The sequence below is a fragment of the Mycobacterium sp. 4858 genome, assembly GCF_900240975.1.
Classification (GTDB): Bacteria; Actinomycetota; Actinomycetes; order Mycobacteriales; family Mycobacteriaceae; genus Mycobacterium.
In genome coordinates this window covers 2,765,158-2,782,084 of record NZ_LT968776.1, presented here as the reverse complement: position 1 = coordinate 2,782,084, position 16,927 = coordinate 2,765,158, and the positions used below count along the sequence as shown (strand labels likewise).

The 16,927-nt window shown below is 71.4% G+C and carries 15 protein-coding genes; 4 read left to right on the top strand and 11 right to left on the bottom strand.

The window, feature by feature from the left end:
• Window positions 1-133: 133 nt before the first annotated feature.
• Window positions 134-1,351: a DNA polymerase III subunit delta' gene (locus C1737_RS21620; RefSeq protein ID WP_102419421.1), complete on the bottom strand. Its 1,218-nt coding sequence runs from the start codon at window positions 1,349-1,351 to the stop codon at window positions 134-136.
• A 106-nt stretch (window positions 1,352-1,457) separates the two neighbouring features.
• Between C1737_RS21620 and C1737_RS21615 the strand changes: the two genes are divergently transcribed.
• Window positions 1,458-3,134: an adenylate/guanylate cyclase domain-containing protein gene (locus C1737_RS21615; protein WP_233214847.1), complete on the top strand. Its 1,677-nt coding sequence runs from the start codon at window positions 1,458-1,460 to the stop codon at window positions 3,132-3,134.
• Between the two features lie 3 nt (window positions 3,135-3,137).
• Here the strand turns inward: C1737_RS21615 and topA are convergent, their stop codons facing one another.
• From topA to cspA, 3 genes are all read right to left on the bottom strand, one after another.
• Window positions 3,138-5,948 (bottom strand): type I DNA topoisomerase, encoded by a 2,811-nt coding sequence (gene topA / locus C1737_RS21610; protein ID WP_102419420.1) that lies wholly within the window; start codon window positions 5,946-5,948, stop codon window positions 3,138-3,140.
• 193 nt (window positions 5,949-6,141) lie between these two features.
• A complete protein-coding gene (locus tag C1737_RS21605; RefSeq protein ID WP_067925246.1) occupies window positions 6,142-6,732 on the bottom strand; it encodes a hypothetical protein in 591 nt (196 codons plus the stop codon).
• 143 nt (window positions 6,733-6,875) lie between these two features.
• Window positions 6,876-7,079, bottom strand: a complete 204-nt coding sequence (gene cspA / locus C1737_RS21600) for a cold shock protein CspA (RefSeq protein WP_007166602.1) — start codon at window positions 7,077-7,079, stop codon at window positions 6,876-6,878.
• Window positions 7,080-7,339: 260 nt separating this feature from the next.
• Between cspA and C1737_RS21595 the strand changes: the two genes are divergently transcribed.
• Together C1737_RS21595 and C1737_RS21590 are read left to right on the top strand one after the other, a co-directional pair.
• Window positions 7,340-9,682 (top strand): DEAD/DEAH box helicase, encoded by a 2,343-nt coding sequence (locus C1737_RS21595; RefSeq protein WP_068097988.1) that lies wholly within the window; start codon window positions 7,340-7,342, stop codon window positions 9,680-9,682.
• 46 nt (window positions 9,683-9,728) lie between these two features.
• Window positions 9,729-10,766, top strand: coding sequence for a PAS domain-containing protein (locus C1737_RS21590; protein ID WP_067925240.1), 1,038 nt, complete (start codon window positions 9,729-9,731; stop codon window positions 10,764-10,766).
• Here C1737_RS21590 and C1737_RS21585 read toward each other — a convergent pair.
• Genes C1737_RS21585 through ssd form a run of 7 tightly spaced genes read right to left on the bottom strand, consistent with a single transcriptional unit; the run spans window position 10,763 to window position 15,226 of the window.
• Complete coding sequence (locus C1737_RS21585; RefSeq protein WP_369807545.1) at window positions 10,763-11,050, bottom strand: Rv3654c family TadE-like protein; 288 nt, start codon at window positions 11,048-11,050, stop codon at window positions 10,763-10,765. The two genes, C1737_RS21590 and C1737_RS21585, sit on opposite strands and share 4 nt — an antisense overlap.
• A 31-nt stretch (window positions 11,051-11,081) precedes the next feature.
• Entirely contained in the window at window positions 11,082-11,384 is a 303-nt protein-coding gene (locus tag C1737_RS21580) for a TadE family type IV pilus minor pilin (protein WP_102419419.1), read from the bottom strand.
• Between the two features lie 23 nt (window positions 11,385-11,407).
• Window positions 11,408-11,614 carry a DUF4244 domain-containing protein gene (locus C1737_RS21575; RefSeq protein ID WP_102419418.1) on the bottom strand — a complete coding sequence of 69 codons (207 nt, stop codon included), beginning with the start codon at window positions 11,612-11,614 and terminating at the stop codon, window positions 11,408-11,410.
• A gap of 12 nt (window positions 11,615-11,626) precedes the next feature.
• Complete coding sequence (locus tag C1737_RS21570; protein ID WP_199182902.1) at window positions 11,627-12,223, bottom strand: type II secretion system F family protein; 597 nt, start codon at window positions 12,221-12,223, stop codon at window positions 11,627-11,629.
• On the bottom strand, window positions 12,220-13,020 hold the full coding sequence (locus tag C1737_RS21565) for a type II secretion system F family protein (protein ID WP_067925237.1): 801 nt from the start codon (window positions 13,018-13,020) through the stop codon (window positions 12,220-12,222). The genes C1737_RS21570 and C1737_RS21565 overlap by 4 nt, the downstream gene beginning before the upstream one ends.
• Window positions 13,017-14,177 (bottom strand): TadA family conjugal transfer-associated ATPase, encoded by a 1,161-nt coding sequence (locus C1737_RS21560; RefSeq protein WP_068097986.1) that lies wholly within the window; start codon window positions 14,175-14,177, stop codon window positions 13,017-13,019. Before C1737_RS21560 ends, C1737_RS21565 begins: the two co-directional genes overlap by 4 nt.
• Window positions 14,174-15,226 (bottom strand): septum site-determining protein Ssd, encoded by a 1,053-nt coding sequence (gene ssd, locus C1737_RS21555; RefSeq protein WP_102420063.1) that lies wholly within the window; start codon window positions 15,224-15,226, stop codon window positions 14,174-14,176. Before ssd ends, C1737_RS21560 begins: the two co-directional genes overlap by 4 nt.
• 479 nt (window positions 15,227-15,705) lie before the next feature.
• Here ssd and C1737_RS21550 point away from each other — a divergent pair, with 479 nt between their 5' ends.
• Entirely contained in the window at window positions 15,706-16,539 is an 834-nt protein-coding gene (locus C1737_RS21550) for an HAD-IB family hydrolase (RefSeq protein ID WP_067925231.1), read from the top strand.
• Window positions 16,540-16,927: the final 388 nt, after the last annotated feature.

Genomic DNA, 16,927 nt, shown 5'->3' with positions numbered 1-16,927 from the left:
CCGGGCGGCACGAGTCTACGGCAGGCGGACGGGCCGACCCAAGTTAGGATTGCCCGGCTCTCCCCCTAGCCGCTTCGCGGCGGGGGCACCCCCTCCTCACACGGCTGCGCCGTGTGCATCGTCACCGGGCGGTTCAGTCGCGCAGTTCCTGGCCGAAGGTGGCCACCATGGCGTCGACGGCGAACTTGGGCTTGACGTTCATCGCCAACGCCTCGCGGCACTCCAGCACCGCCTCGATGCAGCGCAGCAACCGCGGCGGTGCGGCATGGGCGGCCAGGGCCGCGGCGCGGTCGGCCATGTCCGGGTGATTGGGCTGCACCGAGCCCGCGCCCGCCGAGAGCATGAGCGCGTCCCGGAAATACGTCGCCAGGTCGATCAGCGCCCGGTCCAGCGCGTCGCGGGAGGCGCGGGTCTGACGCGACTTCTGCCGCCGTTCGAGGTCTTTCATCGCGCCGGCGGCGCCGCGCATCGCCCCGGCCGTGCCCTTGCCGGCGCCGCCGGCGCCCAGGGCCGTCCGCAGCTCCTCCGTCTCGGCCTCGGCGCGGTCGGCGGTGAGCACCACGGCCTCGGCCTCGGCCGCGGCCACCAGCTCCTCGGCGGCGGCATAGGCCCGCGACGGCGTGGCGGCGTCGCGAACCAGCGCCAGCGCCCGTTCGCGGCGCGCCCGGGCCTCGGCATCGGTCGCCAGCCGCCGCGCCCGGCCCACGTGGCCGCCGCTGACCGAGGCCGCCCAGTTCGCGGTGTCGGCACTCAGGCCGTCGCTGTCGATCAGCACGCGCGCGATCGCCTCGGTCGGCGGGGTCACCAGCGCGACGTGCCGGCAGCGGGACCGCAACGTGATGGCGATGTCCTCGGGGTCCACCGACGGCGCGCACAGCAGGAACACCGTCGACGGCGGCGGCTCCTCCACCACCTTCAGCAGCGCGTTGGCGGCGCCCTCGGTCAGCCGGTCGGCGTCCTCGATCACCACGATCTGCCGGTGCCCGGTGGCCGGCCGCCGCGACGCGATCTGCACGATGCCGCGCATCTCGTCCACCCCGATGGACAGCCCCTCGGGGATCACCCGGCGCACGTCGGCGTGGGTGCCGGCCATCGTCGTCGTGCAGGCGCGACACTGCCCGCACCCCGGGCCCCCGTCTTCGACAGCAGACGTGCACTGCAGCGCGGCCGCGAAGCACAGCGCCGCGACCGAGCGCCCCGATCCGGGGGGACCCGTGATCAGCCAGGCGTGTGTCATAGTCCCGCCGCCGGCGTCGCTGTGAACCAGATCACCGCGGGCGGCCCTGGCGGCGGTGAGTAATTCGGCCGTCACCGCGTCCTGGCCTACCAGCCGCGTAAACACCCCGGACATCACCGGTAACAGTAGCCACCACCGCCGACAGATACCGATCGGCCACCGTATCGCGACGATCCCGTTACATTCCCCCTGTTTTCGGCCCGGCTGGGCCCGGTTCGAGATCGTTGTAAGTTTCCGACAAGTCCCTGCCGACCGATACGGTGGGATCGTGGCATCACCGGCAGCACTGCCCGGGCGGATCAGCGGATTCGTCCGGTGGGTGGTGCGTACCCCGTGGCCGCTGTTCTCGCTGAGCATGCTGCAGGCCGACATCATCGGCGCCCTGTTCGTGCTCGGCTTCCTGCGCTACGCGCTGCCCCCCGAGGATCGCATCCAGCTGCAGGATCTGCCGGTTCTGAACCTGGCGGTCTTCGGGGCCGCGCTGGTGGTGTTGTTCCTGGCCGGCTGGATGGTGAATCTGAAGCTGCTGATGCCGGTCTTTCGCTGGCAGCGCCGGGACAACCTGCTCGCCGAGGCCGACCCGGCCGCCACCGAGCTGGCCCGTAGCCGGGCCCTGCGGATGCCCTTCTACCGCACGCTGATCAGCATGGCGGCCTGGTGCATCGGCGGCGTGGTGTTCATCATCGCCAGCTGGTCGGTCGCGCGGTTTGCCGCGCCCGTCGTGGCCGTCGCCACCGGGCTGGGCGCCGCGGCCACCGCGATCATCGGCTACCTGCAGTCCGAGCGGGTGCTGCGGCCGGTGGCCGTGGCGGCCCTGCGCAGCGGTGTGCCCGAGAACGTCCAGGCGCCCGGCGTGATCCTGCGGCAGATCCTGACGTGGATGCTGTCCACCGCGGTCCCGGTGCTGGCGATCGTGCTGGCGGTGATGGCGGACAAGGCGTCGCTGCTGCACGCCACCCCGGAGAAGCTGTTCACCCCGATCCTGTTGCTGGCGCTGGCGGCGCTGGGCATCGGCTTCGTCAGCACCCTGCTGGTGGCCATGTCGATCGCCGACCCGCTGCGCCAGCTGCGCTGGGCGCTGTCGGAGGTGCAGCGCGGAAACTACAACGCGCACATGCAGATCTACGACGCCAGCGAGCTGGGCCTGCTGCAGGCCGGCTTCAACGACATGGTGCGCGACCTCTCCGAGCGGCAACGACTGCGTGACCTGTTCGGCCGCTACGTCGGCGAAGATGTCGCCCGGCGGGCACTGGAGCGCGGCACCGAGCTGGGCGGCCAGGAGCGCAACGTCGCGGTGCTGTTCGTCGACCTGGTCGGCTCCACCAAGCTCGCCGCGACCCGGCCCCCGGCCGAGGTGGTCCACCTGCTCAACGAGTTCTTCCGGGTGGTCGTCGAAACCGTCGGCCGCCACGGCGGTTTCGTCAACAAGTTCCAGGGCGACGCCGCGCTGGCGATCTTCGGCGCGCCGATCGAACACCCCGACGCTTCGGGCGGCGCGCTCGCCGCGGCCCGCGAGCTGCACGACGAGCTGCTTCCGGTGATCGGGTCCGCGGAGTTCGGGATCGGGGTGTCGGCGGGCAGGGCGATCGCCGGGCACATCGGGGCGCAGGCCCGCTTCGAGTACACGGTGATCGGGGACCCGGTCAACGAGGCCGCCCGGCTGACCGAGCTGGCCAAGCTGGAGCCCGGGCACGTGCTGGCGTCGGCGATCGCGGTCAGCGGCGCACTGGACGCCGAGGCCCTGTGCTGGGATGTGGGCGAGGTGGTCGAGCTGCGCGGGCGCACCGCCCCCACCCAGCTGGCGCGGCCGGTGAAGCTGGCCGGGTCCACGGACTCCCACCCCGTACGGCCCGTGCGCGAGGATGTGCACAGCGAGGCCATCGGCCCCGGCTTCTAGGGGCTAGCTGCCGCGCTTGGCGGCCTTCTTGGCCGGGGCCTTCTTGCGCGCGGCCTTTTTCGCCGGACGCTTCACCGGGCCGCGCGCCCGCCGGTCGGCCAGCAGTTCGGCGGCCCGCTCGTCGGTGATCGACAGCACGTCGTCGCCCTTGCGCAGGCTCGCGTTCGTCTCGCCGTCGGTGACGTAGGGGCCGAACCGGCCGTCCTTGATCACCATCGGCTTGCCGCTCGCCGGGTCGGCGCCCAGCTCGCGCAGCGGCGGCGCGGCGGCGGCCTGCCGGCCGCGGCGCTTGGGCTCGGCGTAAATCTTCAGCGCCTCGTCGAGCGTGATCTCGAAGATCTGGTCCTCGGTGGCCAGCGAGCGAGAGTCGGTGCCGCGCTTGAGGTATGGGCCGTAGCGGCCGTTCTGCGCGGTGATCTCCTCACCGGTCTGGGGGTCCACGCCCACCACCCGGGGCAGCGAAAGCAGCTTCAGCGCGTCCTCGAGGGTGACGGTCTGCAGGTCCATGCTGCGCAGCAGCGAACCGGTGCGAGGCTTCGGTCCGGTGGGCTTCTTCCCCTTCTTGGCTGGGGTGGCGTCGCCGTCTTCCGGGGGCGGCTCAGGCAGGATCTCGGTCACGTAGGGGCCGTACCGGCCGTCCTTGGCGACGATCTCGTGCCCGGTCTGCGGGTCGACGCCCAGCGAGCGTCCCTGCTGCGGCGTGGCGAACAGCTGCTCGGCCACCTCCAGCGTCAGCTCGTCGGGCGTCAGCGAGTCGTTGAGGTTGGCGCGCTGCGGCGTCGGTTCGCCGTCGTCGCCGGTGACCATGCGTTCCAGGTAGGGCCCGTTCTTACCCACCCGGACGTACACCGGCCGGCCCTGCTCGTCATCAAACAGCTTGATGGAGTTGACTTCTCGGGCGTCGATGCCTTCGAGGTTGACGCCGACGAGCTTCTTCAGCCCGCCGGACCGGGCCACCGAGTCGGCCACCCCGTGGTCGCCGCCGAAGTAGAAGCGGTTGAGCCAGTCGGTGCGCCGCTCCTGCCCGGAGGCGATCGCGTCGAGTTCGTCCTCCATCGCGGCGGTGAAGCCGTAGTCGACGAGCCTGCCGAAATGCTGTTCCAGCAAACCGGTTACGGCGAACGCGACCCACGACGGCACCAGGGCGCTGCCCTTCTTGTGCACGTAGCCACGGTCCTGGATGGTCTTGATGATCGACGAGTACGTCGACGGGCGGCCGATGCCCAGCTCCTCGAGCGCCTTCACCAGCGACGCCTCGGTGTAGCGCGCCGGCGGGTTGGTGGCGTGGCCGTCGGGGGTGAGCTCGACGGCGTCCAGCCGCTGGCCCTGCGTCAACTGCGGCAGCCGGCTCTCGGCGTCGTCGGCCTCGCCGCCGGCCAATTCGTCGACGGTTTCCACGTAGGCCTTCAGGAAGCCGGCGAACGTGATGGTGCGCCCGCTCGCGGAGAACACGACTTCTCTTCGGGTACCGGCCGCCGTTGATTGACCGTTGATCCGCAGGCTCAGCGTCGTGCCGCGCGCGTCGGCCATCTGCGATGCCACCGTGCGCTGCCAGATCAGCTCGTAGAGCCGGAATTCGTCGCCGTCGAGCTCGCGGCGCACCGCGTCCGGGGTCGCGAACGCCTCGCCGGCGGGCCGGATGGCCTCGTGCGCCTCCTGGGCGTTCTTCACCTTGCGGGTGTACTGACGCGGCGACGGCGAGACGTACTCCTCGCCGTAGAGCTGACGCGCCTGGGTGCGCGCGGCGTTGATCGCCGACTGCGACAGCGTCGTCGAGTCGGTACGCATATAAGTGATGTAGCCGTTCTCGTAGAGCCGCTGGGCGATGCTCATGGTGCGCTCGGAGGAGAACCGCAGCTTGCGGCCCGCCTCCTGCTGCAGCGTCGACGTCATGAACGGCGCGTAGGGCCGGCGGGGGTACGGCTTCTCCTCCACCGAGGCGACGGAGAGCTGGGCGCCACGCAGCCCGGGGGCCAGCTCCGTCGCCTGAACCTCGTCCAGCACTGTGACTTCGTCGGACTTGCGCAGCTGGCCCAGCGAGTCGAAGTCACGGCCGGTGGCCACCCGCAGCCCGTCGACGGAGCTCAGCCGGGCGGTGAACGTGGGCGGTGAGGCCTGCGGGTCGGACACGCTGGCGTCCAGCCGGGCCAGAATGTCCCAGTAGGAGGCGCTGCGGAACGCCATGCGGTCGCGTTCCCGCTGCACGATGATGCGCGTGGCCACCGACTGCACCCGGCCCGCCGACAGCTTGGGCGCGACCTTCTTCCACAGCACCGGGCTGACCTCGTAGCCGTACAGGCGGTCCAGGATGCGGCGGGTTTCCTGCGCGTCGACCAGGTCGATGTCCAGGTCACGGGGGTTTTCGGCGGCCTCGAGGATGGCCGGCTCGGTGATCTCGTGGAACACCATCCGCTTGACCGGGATGTTGGGCTTCAGGGTTTCCAGCAGGTGCCAGGCGATGGCTTCGCCCTCGCGGTCACCATCGGTGGCGAGATAGAGCTCGTCGACGCCTTTCAGCAAGCCCTTCAGTTCGCTGACGGTGCTCTTCTTCTCCGGGCTGATGATGTAGAGCGGTTCGAAGTCGTGATCGACGTTGACCCCGAGCCTGGCCCACGGCTCGGACTTGTATTTCGCCGGCACGTCGGCCGCGGCGCGGGGCAGGTCTCGGATGTGTCCCCGCGAGGATTCGACGATGTAGTTGGACCCCAGGTAGCCGGCCAATTTGCGCGCCTTGGTCGGCGACTCGACGATGACGAGTCGCCTACGGCTCCCAGCCCGGCCGCTTTCGCGGTCCTTGAGATTCTGGTCGGCCAACTACGCTTACGCTCCATCCTTGATCCCGGCCCCCCTGCGAGGCCGCCCCGCAGAAGAATGACAGGCCGGCGTGGAAAATTCCGCGGAAATTCAGATACGCCAGCGTTCCTTCGCCCTCGGGCACCTGACAATTTCGCACCCTTGGGCGCAACTGCGCAAACCGGCAAGCGGAATCGCAAATCTATTTCGGCGGTTATACCCGCGGCCACACCGATGATGCCTCGACCCCGGCGGGGGCGTCGCCCACGTTCTCTACCAGGCGCGATAGCCGCCGACGCCCGCTGATCCGCAGCGCCGGGCGACCACCGCGGGTGCCGATCAGGGTGGGGGCGATTCCGACCCGCATCAAAGCCGACGCCAGCGGGGAATGGGTATCGGGCGCGTGGGGATCGAGCCCGAGCAGATAATGGTCGCCGTCGGGATGACCGGCCGCCAGCGTCCATGCCCGCAATTCGCGTGGCCCGGGCAGCCACCGCGGCGGCACGGTCTTGACCGCCCCGCGCGTCCATTCGGTGGCCAAATTCACCAGGGACGCGGTGACCGTCGTCCGCACCAGCGGGGTGTCCTCGTCGGTGCGGCCGATCTCGAACGCCAGGCCGGCCTCGCGGATCATCTCGGCCAGCGCGCCGGCGCGCCACGGCTGGTCCACCACCACGGAAAGCCGTGCGCCCTGCGCCTCGTGGCCGCCGACCATGACGATCTGACCGGAAGCCGCCAGCACCCCGGAGAGATCGGCGACCGCGGGCGGCACCGACTCCGCTGTGAAGAAGGAAAGCTGGCTCACGCCACCGACAGTAGGCCAGGTCGACCGTCCGCGTCTTGAGGCGCGGCGCGCCGGCGACCTCGCGAGCCCGCCGGGTTACGAAAACCCCCCGGCGGGCCCGCTGGGCGGGACTGCACGGGGGGTTCGTGGAGATTCGGCTCGTCTTAGACGGAGCGGACTCCGGTGGCCTGGGGGCCCTTAGGGCTGTGGCCGATCTCGAACTCGACCTTCTGGTTTTCTTCGAGGGTGCGGAAGCCCGAACCCTGGATCTCCGTGTAGTGGACAAACACGTCTGCGGAGCCGTCTTCGGGGGCGATGAACCCGAAGCCCTTCTCCGCGTTGAACCACTTCACAGTTCCCTGTGGCATCTCTCGATCTTTCCTTTTCTTCTGGGTGCGGGGCATCGCCTTTCGATGCCCCGGGCCTGTACGACCGCCATACCTCGCTCAGTCGCCGGAACTTCACCCGACCGATTAACCTCGCAGGAACCGCGGCCGCAACGATAGATCCTGCGAAAGTTTGACACGAACACAGAAGCTGCGACCGCAAATAGTCAACCATGTTCATCGCTTCGGCGACAGACTTGCGCCGTCGGACGCAGTCTCGGCCGAGTCCCAGGAGGGTGCGGATGGCGAGTTTCGGTAGCGAGCTGCTCGCCGCCGCGCTCGCCGGAACCGCGGCCGACGAGCACCCGCTGCGCCACGTCGCCGAGCTGCCGGCCCGCGGCGGCCGCCCGCACGGCTGGCCGGCGTGGGCCGAGCCCGACGTGGTGCGCGCGTTCACCGACCGCGGCGTCAGCTCACCCTGGTCACACCAGTCGGTGGCCGCGGAATTGGCGCACGCCGGCCGTCACGTGGTGGTGAGCACCGGGACCGCGTCGGGCAAGTCGCTGGCCTATCAGCTGCCCGTGCTCAACGCGCTGGCCACCGATCCCCGCGCCCGGGCGCTGTACCTGTCGCCGACGAAGGCGCTGGGCCACGATCAATTGCGCGCCGCGCACGCGCTCACCGCGGCCATCCCGCGGTGCCACGACGTCGCACCCACCGCCTACGACGGTGACAGCCCCCCGGAAGTGCGCAGGTTTGCGCGCGAACGCTCCCGCTGGCTGTTCTCCAACCCCGACATGATCCATCTGTCGATCTTGCGCAACCACGCCCGCTGGGCCGTGCTGCTGCGCGGGCTTCGGTTCGTGATCGTCGACGAATGCCATTACTACCGTGGAGTTTTCGGATCGAACGTGGCGATGGTGCTGCGCCGGTTGCTGCGGCTGTGCGCGCGCTACTCCGCTACACCGACGGTCATCTTCGCCAGCGCGACGACGGACGCGCCGGGCGCGACGGCCGCCGAGCTCATCGGGCTCCCGGTCGACGAGGTCACCGAGGACGGTTCCCCCCAGGGCGCCCGGACGGTGGCGTTGTGGGAACCGGCGCTGCGGACCGACCTGCTGGGCGAGAACGGCGCGCCGGTGCGCCGTTCGGCTGGCGCGGAGGCGGCGCGGGTGATGGCCGACCTGGTCGCCGAGGGGGCGCAGACGCTGACGTTCGTCCGGTCGCGCCGCGCCGCCGAGCTCACCGCGCTGGGCACCCAGGCGCGGTTGGACGACATCGCGCCGGAGCTCTCCGGCAAGGTGGCCTCCTATCGGGCCGGCTATCTCGCCGAGGACCGCAGCGCGCTGGAGCGCGCCCTGGCGGAGGGCCGGCTGCGCGGGCTGGCCACCACCAACGCCCTGGAGCTGGGTGTCGACATCGCGGGGCTGGACGCGGTGGTGCTCGCCGGGTTCCCCGGGACGGTCGCCTCGTTCTGGCAGCAGGCCGGCCGGTCGGGCCGGCGCGGGCAGGGCGCGCTGGTCGTGCTGATCGCCCGCGACGATCCGCTGGACACCTACCTGGTGCACAACCCGGCGGCGCTGCTGGGCAAGCCGGTCGAACGGGTGGTGATCGATCCCGCCAATCCCTACATTCTGGGGCCCCAACTTCTTTGTGCCGCAACCGAAATGCCGCTCGACGAGGCGGAGGTGCGTGACTTCGGTGCCGCCGGGGTGGCCGAGGCCCTGGTCGACGATTTGGTTGAGCAAGGACTGCTGCGGCGCCGCAACGGCAAGTACTTTCCCGCGGCCGGTCTGGAACCGCATGGCGCGGTGGACATCCGGGGGTCGGCGGGCGGCCAGATCGTCATCGTGGAGGCCGACACCGGGCGGTTGCTGGGCAGCACCGGCGTCGGCCAGGCGCCGGCTTCGGTCCATCCGGGCGCGGTCTACCTGCACCAGGGCGAGAGTTACGTCGTCGACTCGCTGGACCTCGAGGACGCGATCGCCTTCGTGCACGCCGAGGACCCCGGTTACGCCACGTTCGCGCGGGAAATCACCGACATCGCCGTCACCGGTACCGGCGAACGCTCGCGCTACGGGCCGGTCACCCTGGGGCTGGTGCCGGTCACCGTCACCCACCGGGTGGTGGGGTACCTGCGCCGCCGGCCTTCGGGGGAGGTCATCGACTTCATCGAGCTAGACATGCCCGAACAGACACTGGCGACCACCGCGGTGGTGTACACCATCACCGAAGAGGCGTTGCTGCGCAACGGTATTGATGCGCCGCGGATTCCCGGGTCGCTACACGCCGCCGAGCATGCGGCGATCGGCCTGCTCCCGCTGGTGGCCAGCTGCGACCGTGGCGACATCGGCGGCCTGTCCACCGCGGTGGGACCCGACCCGGCCGGTCTGCCCAGCGTTTTCGTGTACGACGGCTATCCGGGTGGGGCCGGGTTCGCCGAACGCGGGTTTCGCCAGGTGAGCACCTGGCTGGGCGCGACCGCCGCGGCCATCGAGGCATGCGAGTGCCCGCGCGGATGCCCCTCCTGCGTGCAGTCGCCCAAGTGCGGCAACGGCAACGACCCGCTCGACAAGGCGGGTGCGGTGCGAGTCCTGCGGCTGGTGCTCGCGCAGTTGCCGCACGCGGAGCGCTCCGCGGGATGACGGCCGGCCCCCAAGGATGCGGGTCGTCGCCGTAAAATCTCACCGTATGGGCCACGACTGGTTGCTCGTGGAGACGCTGGGGGGTGAACCCACCGTGGTGGCGCAGGGACGCCAGCTGAAAAACCTCGTCCCCATCACCACGTTCATGCGCCGCAGCCCCTACCTCTCCGCGGTTCGGACGGCGATCGCCGAGTCGGTGCAGACCGGGCAGAGCCTGACCAGCATCACCCCCAAGCGCGACCGCGTCATTCGCACCGAACCGGTGGTGATGTCCGACGGCTACATCCACGGCGTGCACGTGTGGACCGGCCCCGCCGACGTCGAGCCGCCCGAACGCCCCACCCCGGGGCCTCTGAAGTGGGACCTGACCCTGGGCGTCGCCACCGACACCCGGGAGTCGCTGGTGAACAGCGGGAAGAATCCCGAAGTCGAGGTGACCTTCGGCAGGGCCTTCGCGGAAGACCTTCCCTCGCGCGAGCTCAACCAGAACGAAACCAAGGTGCTCGCGATGGCCGTCAAGGCCGAGCCCGACCAAACACTTTGCAGCACATGGGATCTCACCGACTGGCAGGGCAACCCCATGCGCATCGGCTTCGTGGCGCGCACCGGCCTGGAGCCCGGCCCCGACGGCCGGGACCATCTGGTCGCGCGGGCGATCAATTGGCGCGCGGAACTCAAGGGCCCGGAGGTGTCGACAGACGATCTGGCGCAACGGATCCTGAGCGGGCTCGCCCAGGCCGGCGTGCACCGCGCGCTGATCGACCTCAAGAACTGGGCCCTGCTGAAATGGCTGGACGAGCCGTGCACCTTCTACGACTGGCGAGGCAGTGAGACGGGCAAGCCGAAGGTGCACCCCGATGACCAGCACCTGGTGTCCTCGATGACCGAGGAATTCGTCCACGGCGCCACCAGCCGAGTGCTGCGAATGCCCGGCCGCGACACCGAGTGGGTGCCGGTGCACGTCACCGTCAACAGGGTGGAGATCGAACCGGGCGCCTACGCCGGGCTGGTCTCGCTGCGGTTGCCCTCCAACGAGGAACTGGCCGCCGTGGGATTGTCGGGCGGCCCCGACCCGGGCTCCTAGCCGGGCGCAGGCCCCGCCCGTGCGGCGGCGCTCGCCGCCCCGCCGAGGACCGCGACACGCACCGTGACGACGACGTCGAGATCGTCCACCGCGCAACCGGCCTCGGTCCCCATCGCCCGAGCCACCGCCGTCGCACGGGCGCACGCGGCTTCGGGTCCGGCCGCCAACCGGCCGGCGGCGGCCAACGCGGCAAGGTCGGCCGCCGCCTGCGCGCGGTGGCGCGCGACCACGACCGCGCCGACCCAGGCCGCGGCGACCGTGGCGCACAGCAGCACCGCCACCATCCAGGCCGCGACCAGGGTGGTCGAGCCGCGGTCATCCCGACGGCTCGGCGACCGAGACCGCTTTGGCCGCGATGTCGAGCGCCGGCAACAGCTCCGAACGCGCGACGACGGTGGCCACCAGGAACTCGCCGTCGCGGTGCACCTCGACGCGCGCCCCGGCGGGGGCGATGCGCCGAGCCGCGCCGAGCGCCGACCGTTCGTCGCCGCGGGCGGCCAGCCGGGCCGCCTCCCGGGCGGCGTCCACGCAGCGGACCTGCATCGACAGCGCGGCGATGCCGGCCAGACACAGCACCAGCACGACGACCAGCGTGGCCACGCCCAAGGCCGCCTCCACGGTGCCGGCACCCGCACTGCCCGCTAGACCTTGGTGCTGAGCGCCCGACCGATGATGTGGGTCAGCGCCGACACGATGGAGTCGCCGGTCACGACGGTGTACAGGATCGCACCGAAGGCGGCGGCGGCGATGGTGCCGATGGCGTACTCGACCGTGGACATGCCCGACTCGTCGGACGCCAGAACCGTTACACGGGCCACCAGGCCACGAAACATGTTGTGCAGCAACACTTCCCTTTCTCTTCACCATAATCCCGACTGCAATACCTGACCGGCGAGCCCGGCCACCACGGGAACGATGCCCAGGCACACGAACGCCGGCAGGAAGCACAATCCGAGCGGCCCGGCGATCAACACCCCGGCGCGCTCGGCGGTGGCGGTGGCAGCGTGCGCGGCGTTGTGGCGGGATTGGTCCGCCAACTCGGCGACGCCCTCGGCCAGCGCGGCGCCCGACGCCGCCGAGCGCCGGGCCAGCCGCAGCAGCGCCTCCACCTGCGCGTCGGCCAGGTCGGCCCGTGGATCGGCCGTGACCGTCCAGGCCGCGACGGGATCGGCGCCCAACGCCAGCAGATCGGCCGCGCGCCGCAGGACGCGGGCCAACTCCGGCGGCGCGGACGCCGCGGCGGCGGACGCCGCGGTGGCCACCGCCATGCCCGCTGCCAGGCACACGGCCAGCACGTCCAAGCAGGATGCGACCGCCAGCGGATCCTCGCCGCGCGCCCGGCCGAGCGCGCTGCGCGCCCGATTCTCGCGGACCGGCGCCCGCGCCCGCGCCCGCACCAGTGCCGGGCCGGGACCCATCCACGCGGCCACCGCCAGCAACACCGCCGCCGCCGTCACGACCCGAGCCGATCCGTGATGCGGTCGGCCCACAACAACCCCCCGCACGCCAGGGAGGAACCGACGACCAAGAACCATCCGCCGGCGCGCCCGTTGAGCAGGAAGGCCAGCGGCCGGGCTCCGATCAGTTGGCCCAGCAGCACGCCGAGCAGCGGCAGGGCCGCCAAGATCGCCGCGGTCGCCCGCGCGCCGGCCATGTTCGACGTCACCCGCGCCGAGAAGCGTTGCCGCTCCGCGATGTCGCGCTGCGCGGCGCGCATCAGGGTGGCTATGGCCAGGCCGTGGTCGCTGGCCAGTTGCCAGCACAGCCCCAGACGATCCCAATGCGCGGGCAGGGTCGACGACTGCGCCGCGGCCCGCAGACCGGCCGCGACGTCCGCCCCCAATCTGGCGCGGGCAGCGACCGCCCGAAACGACTCGGCGACCGCGCCCGCGGATTCCCCCGCGGCCACGGCGAACGCGCGCACCGGATGGGAGCCGACCCGCAGTTCGCCGACGAGCACGTCGAGTGCGCCTTCCAGCGCCCGGCCCTCGCCGACGGCGCGCCGGATGCGATGGCGGCGGCGATAGCGCAGGTTCGCTGTCGCGCCCACGACGCCCACGGTCAGCACCGTCGTCAACGGCAGCAGCACCGCGGCGGCGGCCACCGCCCCCGCGGCGAGGCAGGCCGCCCCCCGCGGCCCGGCCAGCTGGCGCCATGGGCGGCGTGACGTCACGGGCGCGAGGCGGTACCGCGGTGACGACGGAACGACGACGAGCGCGAGCGCCAACAGCACTCCGGCGGCGGGGGCGTTCACGCCGGCATCCGGCTGTGCAGCAACCGGCGCAGGAGCGCGGCGTCGTCGGTCATGCCGGCGTCGGCATGCCACACGGTGACCGCCCGCACCCGGCCGGCAACCCGGCGCAGCACGGCGATTTCGCCGAGCCGGCGCCGCCCGCTGCGATCCCGCCCGACGTGCAACAGCACCTGCACTGCGGCGGCGAGTTGACTGTGCAGCGCCGCGCGGTCGAGACCGCCCAGCGCGCCCAGCGCCTCCAGCCGGGCGGGAACTTCCGCGGGGTTGTTCGCGTGCACGGTGCCCGCTCCCCCGTCGTGGCCGGTGTTCAGGGCCGCCAGCAGATCCACCACCTCGGCGCCGCGCACCTCGCCGACCACGATGCGGTCCGGCCGCATCCGCAGGGCCTGGCGAACGAGCTGGCGCACGCCCACTTCGCCGACGCCTTCGACGTTGGCGCACCGCGCGACCAGCTTCACCAGGTGCGGATGCCGGGGCGCCAACTCGGCGGCATCCTCCACGCAGACGATGCGCTCGGTCGGCGCGACGGCCCCGAGCATGGCCGCCAAGAGGGTCGTCTTGCCCGCACCCGTTCCGCCGCACACCAAGAAGGCCAGCCGGGCGGCGATGATGTCGGCGACCATGGCCGCGGCCTCGGGCGCCAGGGCGCCCGACGCGGTCAGGGCCGCCAGGTCCTGGCTGGCCGGCCGCAGCACCCGCAGCGACAAGCACGTGCCCGCGACGGCCACGGGCGGCAGGACCGCGTGCAGTCGCACCGTGAACCCGGCGCCGATGCCGGTCAGCTGGCCGTCCACCCACGGCTGCGCGTCGTCCAGGCGCCGGCCGGCGGCCAGCGCCAGCCGCTGCGCCAGGCGCCGCACCGACGCCTCGTCGGCGAACCGGACCTGCGTGCGCCGCAGGCCGTTTCCGTCGTCGACCCACACCGCGTCCGGTGCGGTGACCAAGACGTCGGTGGTGCCGTCCGCACACAACAACGGCTCGAGGATGCCGGCGCCGGTCAGTTCGGTCTGCAGCACCCGCAGATTGGCCAGCACCTCGGTGTCCCCGAGCATCCCGCCGGACTCCGCGCGGATCGCGGCAGCGACGACGTTCGGCCCCAGCGGGCCGGATTCGGCCGCCAGCCGCTCGCGCACCCGGTCGATCAACGAGCCGCTCACGCGGCCCTACCGTTCCGTGCCGGCCCGGACGACGCCCGCGGCAGCACGGCGAGCACCCGGCGCGCCGCCGCCGCCAGCGCGGAGCGCCGCCCGGCCCGCAGGCCACCGCGCTCGAGTTGCTCGGCGACTCGCGGCTCGGCCCGCATGGAGGCCAGCAGGGGCAACCCGGTGATGTCGGCGATCTCGGCCGCCCGCAACCCGCCGGGCGACGGACCCCGCACCACCAATCCCAGGTTGGGGTTGACGGCGGCCAGCACCGGGGCCAGCGCACCCGTCGCCGCGCATGCGCGCACGTCGCAGCGGCTGACCACGACGACGAGGTCGGCGGCGTCCAGCGCAGCGTGCGCCGCATCGGTCAGGCGACGGGGAAGATCGCAGACCACCGTCACCCCGCCCCGCCGGCCGGCGTCGAGGACGGCGTGCACCGGCCCGGGCGCCAGCTCGTACCCACGCCGCGTGCCGGACAGCACGCTGACGCCCCCGTGCCGGGGTAACGCCGCACGCACGGCCGACCAGTTGAGCCGGCCGCTCTGGACCGCCAGGTCCGGCCAGCGCAGGCCCGCCACGCTCTCGGCGCCCAACAGCAGGTCGATCCCGCCGCCCCACGGGTCGAGGTCCACCACCAGCGCCTCCACGGCGGCCTGGGCGATTGCGACCGTCAGCGACGACGCACCGGATCCGCCGCACCCTCCGATCACGGCCACCACGTCGCCGCGCGGCCCGTCGTCGGCGAACGCATCGGCCGCCTCGGCGAGCGCGCGCACCAACCCGCGCTCCTGCTCGGGCAGCCGCAACAGCTGCCCGGCACCGACCGCGACGGCCGCGGCCCACGTCGCGGTCGCCGGTTCGGCGGCCGTCAGCACGATCACGTGACCGCGGCGCGGCAACGCCGCCCGCCCGCACCGCTCGGCCGCCGCCTCATCCAGCACCACGGCCGCGGCCGCGGACCACGTCTTGCGGCTCACGGCGCCGCCGGCATGGACGACGCGGACGCCGACGGCCGCGGCGACCCGATCCAACTCCCCGCGCAGCTCCGCGTCCGCCAACACCGCCAGCACGCCCGCGGCGGTCGCCGCTTCGGGCTGAGGTGTGCTCGTCACGCGCCCACTCTGCGGGCCCGCGATGTTGGACACCAGTCCCAAACCCCGAATTTGGGGATAGAGACGCGAGTGTGCACAAAGACGTCGGCCGGCGCGCAGAGGTGGGAATGTCCGCAACTACTCGAGCGGCCGCGCCGCGCGGTCCGTATGAGCGGAACTGACCCTAGAAAAGGGACGACCCCCGCCAGGGGGGGAGGAGGCGAGGGTCGTCGTGCATCAGCCCCGGGGGGTCGGGCTGATGCACCCTCGGCTCAGGCCGAGTAATGCTTACTATACACATGCCAAGCCGCGGTAACGCAATAGCTCTTTCTATGAAAGAACACGTTGAGCCGCAAGAACACTGCCGTTACCGTAGGTCCCACTTTGCTGAGCGGCCATTTCGGGCCCAAGACCGCAGCGCCGGCGGAGCACCGACCTATGCTGGGGCCGTGACCGTCTTCGACCCGGCCGATGAGCAGCACACGACTCCCCGGGCCCGCACCGCGGCCTTCTTCGACTTGGACAAGACGATCATCGCCAAGTCCAGCACCCTGGCGTTCAGCAAACCGTTCTTCAACCAGGGACTGCTGAACCGCCGCGCCGTGCTCAAGTCGAGCTACGCCCAGTTCATCTACCTGCTCTCCGGGGCCGATCATGACCAGATGGACCGGATGCGCATCCACATGACCAACATGGTCGCCGGTTGGGATGTGGAACAGGTCAAGTCGATCGTCAACGAAACGCTGCACGACATCGTCACGCCACTGGTCTTCGCCGAAGCCGCGGACCTGATCGCCGCCCACAAGCTGTGCGGCCGCGACGTCGTCGTGGTCTCCGCCTCCGGCGAGGAGATCGTGGCCCCGATCGCCCGGGCGCTCGGCGCCACGCACGCGATGGCGACCCGCATGGTGGTCGAGGACGGCCGGTACACCGGCGAGATCGCGTTCTATTGCTACGGCGAGGGCAAGGTCCAGGCGATCCACGAGCTGGCCGCCCGGGAGGGCTACCCGCTGGAGCACTGCTACGCGTACTCGGACTCGATCACCGACCTGCCGATGCTCGAATCCGTCGGGCATCCCAGCGTGGTGAACCCCGACCGCGGACTGCGCCGGGAAGCCGTCGAGCGTGGGTGGCCCGTGCTGTCCTTCTCGCGGCCGGTGTCGCTGCGCGACCGGATCCCGGCGCCGTCGGGTGCGGCGATCGCGACGACCGCAGCCGTGGGCGTCAGTGCGCTGGCCGCCGGCGCGGTCACCTATTCGCTGTTGCGCCGCTTCGCGTTCTAGCCCGCGCCCGGGGATACACAGCAAACGCATTTCCGGCACCGCTTCGCAACTTTCGCAAAATTGGGCCTTGCTGCGTTAAGGGTCTAGTAGTACAAAGGAACCACGGAAGCCCGGTGAGGCCTAGGTCGATCCGGAAGAGAAGGTTCGATCTCCCGACCCGGGCGCCCAGCACGGTGCTCGGCACCCACGCGGAGTCATAGCCGCGATAATGGCAGAAGTGTTGCGGGCCTGCGTAATTGCGGATTGTAGACGGCGTCGACGGCCCTTTGGGTGGGGTTGCGACCGGAAGCATCGCAAGATCGCCGAGGCCAACCCACGCAGCCCCGAGATGCACGCATGGTAACCGAGTTCCGTGCTAGCGGGCGGCGGACCGAATACTTCGGGACGT

Coding starts and splice junctions, on each gene's coding strand:
- C1737_RS21620 (WP_102419421.1), bottom strand. CDS start 1,351: ATGTCCGGGGTGTTTACGCGGCTGGTAGGCCAGGACGCGGTGACGGCC.
- cspA (WP_007166602.1), bottom strand. CDS start 7,079: ATGCCACAGGGAACTGTGAAGTGGTTCAACGCGGAGAAGGGCTTCGGG.
- C1737_RS21595 (WP_068097988.1), top strand. CDS start 7,340: ATGGCGAGTTTCGGTAGCGAGCTGCTCGCCGCCGCGCTCGCCGGAACC.
- C1737_RS21590 (WP_067925240.1), top strand. CDS start 9,729: ATGGGCCACGACTGGTTGCTCGTGGAGACGCTGGGGGGTGAACCCACC.
- C1737_RS21585 (WP_369807545.1), bottom strand. CDS start 11,050: ATGGTGGCGGTGCTGCTGTGCGCCACGGTCGCCGCGGCCTGGGTCGGC.